The organism is Cohnella hongkongensis, from assembly GCF_042654645.1.
Lineage (GTDB): Bacteria > Bacillota > Bacilli > Paenibacillales > Paenibacillaceae > Cohnella > Cohnella hongkongensis.
This window is the reverse complement of sequence record NZ_JBHSEP010000011.1, coordinates 186,490-193,196: the sequence shown is the minus strand read 5'-3', so window position 1 is coordinate 193,196 and position 6,707 is coordinate 186,490. Positions and strand designations below refer to the sequence as shown.

Annotated in this window: 4 protein-coding genes and 1 pseudogene; 2 read left to right on the top strand and 3 right to left on the bottom strand. The window is 58.7% G+C overall.

All coding sequences use genetic code 11. The annotated features are described in order from the left end of the window. Nucleotides 1–257, bottom strand: a 257-nt coding sequence (locus ACFO3S_RS16245; protein WP_378098293.1) for a transposase, incomplete at its 3' end; no start/stop codon positions are given. Between the two features lie 444 nt (nt 258–701). Between ACFO3S_RS16245 and ACFO3S_RS16240 the strand changes: the two genes are divergently transcribed. After that, the gene (locus ACFO3S_RS16240) at nt 702–3,002 is read left to right on the top strand and encodes an alpha/beta hydrolase (RefSeq protein ID WP_378098289.1); all 2,301 of its coding nucleotides are present in this window, start codon (nt 702–704) and stop codon (nt 3,000–3,002) included. An 80-nt stretch (nt 3,003–3,082) separates the two neighbouring features. Here ACFO3S_RS16240 and ACFO3S_RS16235 read toward each other — a convergent pair. Continuing rightward, a pseudogene (locus tag ACFO3S_RS16235) lies at nt 3,083–3,343 on the bottom strand (nitroreductase family protein); the annotation flags it as partial. 222 nt (nt 3,344–3,565) lie between these two features. On the opposite strand from ACFO3S_RS16235, the gene ACFO3S_RS16230 reads away from it, so the two are divergent. Continuing rightward, entirely contained in the window at nt 3,566–5,242 is a 1,677-nt protein-coding gene (locus ACFO3S_RS16230; RefSeq protein ID WP_378098286.1) for a glycerol-3-phosphate dehydrogenase/oxidase, read from the top strand. A gap of 217 nt (nt 5,243–5,459) precedes the next feature. On the opposite strand, the gene ACFO3S_RS16225 is transcribed toward ACFO3S_RS16230, so the two are convergent. Next, the gene (locus ACFO3S_RS16225) at nt 5,460–6,557 is read right to left on the bottom strand and encodes a PRK06851 family protein (RefSeq protein ID WP_378098283.1); all 1,098 of its coding nucleotides are present in this window, start codon (nt 6,555–6,557) and stop codon (nt 5,460–5,462) included. Between the last annotated feature and the right edge of the window lie 150 nt (nt 6,558–6,707).

Below are 6,707 nucleotides of genomic sequence, written 5' to 3'. Positions count from 1 at the left end.
GCGTCCTTGAGAATTTCATTCGCGCGGCGCAGCTCGCTGTTTTCTCTCTCCAGTTCGATTTCCCGCGCCGTCTTATCGACGGATGCATAAGCCCGTCCGCTCCCGATATGCGCGCCGTCGCCATGCAAGGTTCGTTGCTTTCTCCATCCCTGCAGGGTGTAGTAGGCTAGGCCTAACTGCTCGGCAGCCTTTTGCAGTCCAATCTCATCGCTTAATCTGACTGCTTCTTCTTTGAATGCTTTGTCGTACCGTTTCATTGTCTCCCGTCCCCTCGTTAGCTTTCATTTTATTTCATTCGAGGGTGTTTTTCGACTGCATCTTTATCGTAGCACTCCAGTTGCGCAACTTTCTTTTTTGAAGACTTCCGGAAGTTGCTATATTATGTTTATCTCTTAGGTATTTCATAAGAGAATCTATGCTTTTAATATTCGCCACGAAATCCCCCTCCATATACGAATTATACCATGAAAGATAAAAATTGGTCAGCGGTTGTGTGTTAGGGTTGAGACTATTGCGATCATGAAATACAAAATGGGCGCTGTGAATAGAAGGTGCCTTTAAGCTTGCTATTGCGGAGAGAGACGGTCATATCGATCGTCTTTTTGCGTCTTCACTAGGTGTGCTAGAATTTAACGTTTCAAGCTGCTTCTGGATTGGGCTTATAATAGAGAAGATAACGTTCTATCGAGGCGATGCTCTCTATGAATCTTGAATATACCGAAACAAAAGCGAAAAAAAGAACAGCAGCAGGAACGAAGCTCAGGCTGGCCAATCTGATCGAGCGCGATCGGGGAGTGTGGCAGTATGCGCTGGCGGCGATGTGGGCGCTCGATTGCGCGGCCGTGTCCGTCTCGGCGCTCGGCATGCCTACGGGGCTGGGCAGACCGTTCGATATCGGGGCGGCGCTCGTGCTGAACGCGGCGGGCATGGCGCTGGCCGCCTGGATTGTCGCCGTTCTTCTCGCGCTCGCGGGAGCCGATAAGGTTCCGCGATATACGACGGGAGGAGCGGTCTATACGGGCGCGCTGGTCTATACCGTGCTCTATTTTTCCGAATTGGGCTGGAAGGCTTCGTTGGCGATTTCTCTGACAGTTACGCTAGCCGTCGCAGGGCTCGGGATTCTCGCTGGGGTCGTCGTAAGATCAGGTACCCGAAGCAGGAAAATCGCGCTTGGCGCGCTGGCCATCGTCGCGGCGCTGACCGTTCTGCCTACAGTTCCGTCCTTCTTGTCCGGCGACTCCGCAACCGATTCGGACGAGGCGGCAGACGCGGGGGATTCCGGCGCTCTTGAAGTGCGCGCCCTAGCCATGCTCCCCTCCGATCCGTCGCAGCCGGGCAGCTACGCCTACCGTCAGTTCACGTATGCCAGCGGCAAAGATAAGCATCGCTCCGAGTTCGGTAAGGATGCGGAACTGCTGTCCCCATCTGTCGACGCCTCCGCCTATATCGAACATTGGCCATGGCTGCGGCAGCAGTTCTGGGGCTTCGACGAGACGGCGCTGCCGCTGAACGGCAGAGTGTGGCTTCCCGAAGGAGACGGGCCATACCCGATCATGCTGATGGTGCACGGCAATCATTTGATGGAGGACTTTTCCGACGAGGGGTACGGTTATCTGGGCGAGCTGTTGGCGAGCAGAGGAATTGCGGCCGTGTCCGTGGACGAGAATTTCGTCAACTATTCCGTCTGGTCGGGCATTCCCGAACAGGATATGAAGCTGCGCGCGTGGCTGCTGCTGCAGCATGTCCGACTTCTTCAGGCGTATTCCGAGGAAGCAGACACGCCTTTCTACGGGCGAATCGATCTCGGCCAGATTGCGCTGCTCGGACATTCACGCGGAGGTCAGGCGGCGGCGATGGCGGCGGATGCGCAGCGCTGGTTCGCGGACGATCCGTCCGTGCCGGACGCGGCTTCCTACGAGATCCAAGCCATTATCGCGCTTGCGCCTACGGATACGGAGGTCGACGGAGAACGGCCTCGCTTGCAGGACGTTTCCTATTTAACGCTGCAAGGCGCCAAGGACGCCGACCTCGTAAGCTTCTACGGCGATCGCCAGTACGGACGCGTGGAGTTCTCCGGCAACAACGACGGGTTCAAAGCCTCGCTCTATATCGAGGACGCGAACCACAGCCAGTTCAACACAACATGGGGCCGTTCGGACAGCGCGATGCCGGCCGGGTTGTTCATTCGGCCGAAGCATTTGCTCCCGGCAGAGGAACAGCGCCGGATCGCCAAGGTATACGTGTCCGCCTTCGCGGAAGCTGTGTTCCATCAGTCATTGGAATACGACGCATTGTTCCGCGACTATCGGGCAGGTTCCGCCTACCTCCCGAATACGCGTTACTTTAATCAGTACGAGAACGGCAATTTTCGCAAGCTGATCGAGTTCGCCGGAGACGACCCCGGCAGGCCGGCTCCGGGAATGAAGGCCGAAGCGTCCGGGCTGACCGATTGGCAGCATGCGAACGCGCAGGATCGCCAGGGGGAAGGCAAAGCGGACAAAGGCGTCGAGCTGGGATGGCGGGAGGAAGGCTCGTATACGATTGTTCTCGGCCCGGTTTTACGGGAAAGTCCAGAAGAGGAGGATCTGCTCCTATTTTCTATGGCGAACAGGAGCCGCGAACTGGAAGAGACGCTTGCAGACGTAGAGGAGCCCGAGGAGATCGAAGCGATAGAAGAAGCGATAGAGTCGAGCTTGTCGATCGACATCGAACTGGAGGATAGCGCCGGAAATTTCGCCAGACTTCCGCTGGATCTGTTTATGGAGGCTGAACCGCCAGTGGAGACCGAGTTTGCTTGGCTGCCCGCGTTGGAGCCGTTGCTGGCCAAAGGAAGGTTCAAGGATGCGGAAGAAGCGGTCTATCAGACGTACGAGCTTCCGCTTAAGGAGTTCGTGGAGGAGAACCCCGACTTCGATCTGTCCGAGTGGGAGCGGATGACGTTCCATTTTAACGAAGGTCCGGGCAAGGTAATGCTGGACACCGTCGGCCTGATGGCGGGGTAGAGAGGCCAAGAAACGGCGAATAGGCGCACGCAGGGAAAGAGAGACCCGAATTCGAGTCTCTCTTTCCTTGCGCATATCCCTTATTTCCATTCCACAATCTCCGAAAGCTCGCGTCTCGTCTTGTCGCGGGGCTCGCGAACGCGGTAGCCGAAAGCGACCATGGAGACGAGGTTGAAGCGGGATCCGTCGTCGATCCCTTCTTCCCGTAAAATGCGGGCGATCGGCTCCCGTTCGAAGCCTTCGATCGGGCAGGAGTCGATGCCAACGAGAGCGGCCGCCGTCATCATGTTGCCAAGCGCGATATAAGTTTGCTTGCCGGCCCAAGCATGGGCCGTTCGTTCGCGCCTGCGATGGACGCCGAGGAGGCGGAGCGGCGGTACGCAGGTTGGGGCAAAGCGGTGCGGGCGGCTATGGTTTTCAAATGACCGCCGGTATGGTAAAGTGGAAGCAAGTAAATACTTCGGGTCAGAGACGAGGAGAGACCGCTTCACGTTATGCGTCCGCGCGCATAATGTGTTTGCGGTCTCTTTTTTCTATACACCTGGCGAAGAGAGGGATTCGGGATGAAGGAACGCGCTTTTGCAGGGCACCGTCGGACAGCGATCTTCGAGACGATGCGGGAGGAAGAATACGATCTGCTGGTCGTCGGCGGCGGCATCACGGGGGCGGGAATCGCGCTGGACGCCGCCAGCCGCGGCTTGCGCACGGCTCTTGTCGAGATGCAGGATTTCGCTGCGGGCACGTCCAGCCGGTCGACGAAGCTGGTGCACGGCGGTCTGCGCTATCTGAAGCAGCTCGAGGTGAGGATGGTTGCGGAGGTCGGCAAGGAGCGGGCCATCGTGTACGAGAACGGGCCGCACGTGACGACGCCGGAATGGATGCTTCTGCCGATTTATAAAGGGGGAACGTTCGGTTCGTTCTCCACGTCGATCGGCTTGCGGGTATACGACTATTTGGCCGGAGTCAAGCGGAGCGAGCGGCGGAAAATGCTGAATGCGGAAGCGACGCTGCAGAAGGAGCCGCTTCTGAAAAAGGACGGCCTGCTCGGGGGCGGATATTATGTGGAGTACCGGACGGACGACGCCAGACTGACGATCGAGGTGATGAAGCGCGCGGTGGAGCTCGGGGCGACGGCCTTGAATTACGCGAGGGCGGAGAAGCTCGTCTATGACGGAGACGGGCGAGTGTACGGGGCAAGTGTAACGGATCTATTGACGGGAGATAGCGGCGAGGTGCGCGCCAAGGCGGTCGTGAACGCGACCGGGCCTTGGGTCGATACGCTGCGGGAGATGGACCGCTCCAACCACGGCAAGAAGCTGAGGCTGTCCAAGGGTATTCATCTGGTCATCGATCAAAGCCGTTTTCCGCTGCGGCAGGCCGTGTACTTCGATACCGACGACAAGCGGATGGTGTTCGCCATCCCGCGCGACGGCAAGACGTACGTCGGCACGACGGATACGTTCTACGACGGCGACAAGGCGAATCCGACGATGATGGAGGCGGACCGCAAGTACGTCCTCGACGCGATCAACTTCATGTTCCCGGAGACGCGCCTTACGGAGAAGGACGTCGAGTCGAGCTGGGCGGGCATTCGGCCGCTGATCTACGAAGAGGGCAAGAACCCGTCGGAGATTTCCCGGAAGGACGAGATTTGGGAATCCGCATCCGGCTTGATTACGATTGCCGGAGGCAAGCTGACCGGTTACCGCAAGATGGCCGAGGATACGGTGGACCTCGTCTCGCGCAGGCTGCTGGACCGCGTGAACGCCGGAGCTTGCCGGACGAAGGAGATCGCGATCTCCGGAGGAGAGGTCGGCGGCTCCGTCGGGCTGGCGGCTTACGCTTCGCAGGCGGCGAGGCAGGGGACGGACGCCGGCTTGTCCGCCGAGGCAAGTCTGCGAATCGCGCAGTTCTACGGCTCCAACGCGGAGCGGGTGTACCGCTGCGGGAACGCTGCGGAGTCGGAACGGTTCGATTTGCCTTTGGATCTCTATATGCGGTTAAGGTACGCGGTAGAGGAGGAGATGGCCGTCAAGCCGGTCGACTTCTTTATCCGCCGCACAGGAGCTCTGTTCTTCGACATCGAGACGGTGCGGCAGTACAAGGCCGGCGTCATCGCGTTGATGGGAGAGTGGCTCGGCTGGAGCGAGGAATTGGCTGCGCGCTATGCGGCGGAGCTGGAGGATGCGCTTCGCGACGCCGTCGTTCCTCAGGATTTGCAGGAGGCGGGGACGCGGTAAGATAGGCAGGTGGGACAGAGTAAAGGTTTCCGACGGAAGCCGCAAAGTTCTGGGATGTTATTTAGGTTGCGTCTGCCCCACAATTTATTTCAAGTAAATGACGTACAAAGCGCAAGTTCTGAATGGAATCCACCACTGAACCTGCGCTTTTTTGTTTTAACGGACAATCTTCACGATCTAATTGGAGAAAAAATCTACTAACATATACCGATTATTTTCACGCTTGAATCGAAGCCAGCTTCAGGACATCCCGCTTGAACTCCTCGACGATCCGTTCCAGAACCGAGCGGTCGGCGGTTTCGGCGTACAGCCGCTCCAGCCGATCCAGCAGGGTCCGCGCTTCCGCCAGCAGCCCGATCGAGCGCTTCATGTTGGCGGAGTATTGCTGCCGGATAGGGGCCAGTTCCTCGGCATAGGCTTCATCCGTTCCTGCGGCTATGCAGCGCTCGTACATGTCGACGATCTCGTCGGAAGGCCGATCGGGAAAATATTCGTGCGGGGCGGTGCTGTCGAAGATGGCGAAGCCGAGCTCGCGAACGACGACCATGTCCAGACTGTTCGGGTCGAAGCCGCAATGGTAGACTTCGGCGTCGAAGCCGCGTTCGGCGGCTGCGGCGGCCAGCTTCTTCAGCATCGTAGACTTGCCCGAGCCGGGCCGCCCCTTGAGCAAATATCTTTTGAGCCCCTTCGTCAGACCGGGGACGAAGTCGACCGCTCCCAACGGAGTCGCCGCCCCCAGAAACCGCCGGGCCTCCCGGGCTTTCTTCTCCTGCCGGCGATCCCCGAAAAGGCGAGTCATCCACTCGCGAGCCAATTCGTCGGCTTCCCCGAAATCCATCTTCCCGATATAGATGTTCTCCCAATCGTCATGAATGCGAAGCGCTTCGGCAAATCCGGCATAGGCGGCCTCGAATTTGCCGGAAATTTCGCGATTCAGGCTTTCGAACTCCGATTCCCGGGCCGCAAGCGACCGCGTGTCGCACGCCTCACCCAAATCGATCTCCCGAACTGCCGCTCCGGGCGTCTCGGGAACGAGAGCGTTCGGCGTCGTGCCGTCGACGATCCCGAGCCTGAGGCCGGGGACGACCAGTCCGTCCAGAGCGTTCGGGTCGGAGGCGCAGGAGATGCGCCAGATTTCGTCTCCCGCGGCAGCCAGCCGATCGCCGATCGAGCGGAGACCGCAGGCTTTGCCCAAGCCGGCTCCTCCCCGCAGCACGTAAAGCCGTTCCAGTCCCTGCAAGGACGAATGCAGCAAGCTCGCATAGCCCCGCGCCGTGTTGCCTCCCGCATAAAAGTCGTACAAGGTGCCGCTCATCTTCGTCTCACCTTCCTAGGCTGATGTCATGGCCTAATACCTATCGTATTTCAGCGTCTGTCATTTGGTGCGGCCGCCAAAAAAGGATCGGTCGCTGGAGACGGCGAAAGGAATGAGTGCGACAATCGAATTTATAAAACGGAAGTGAAG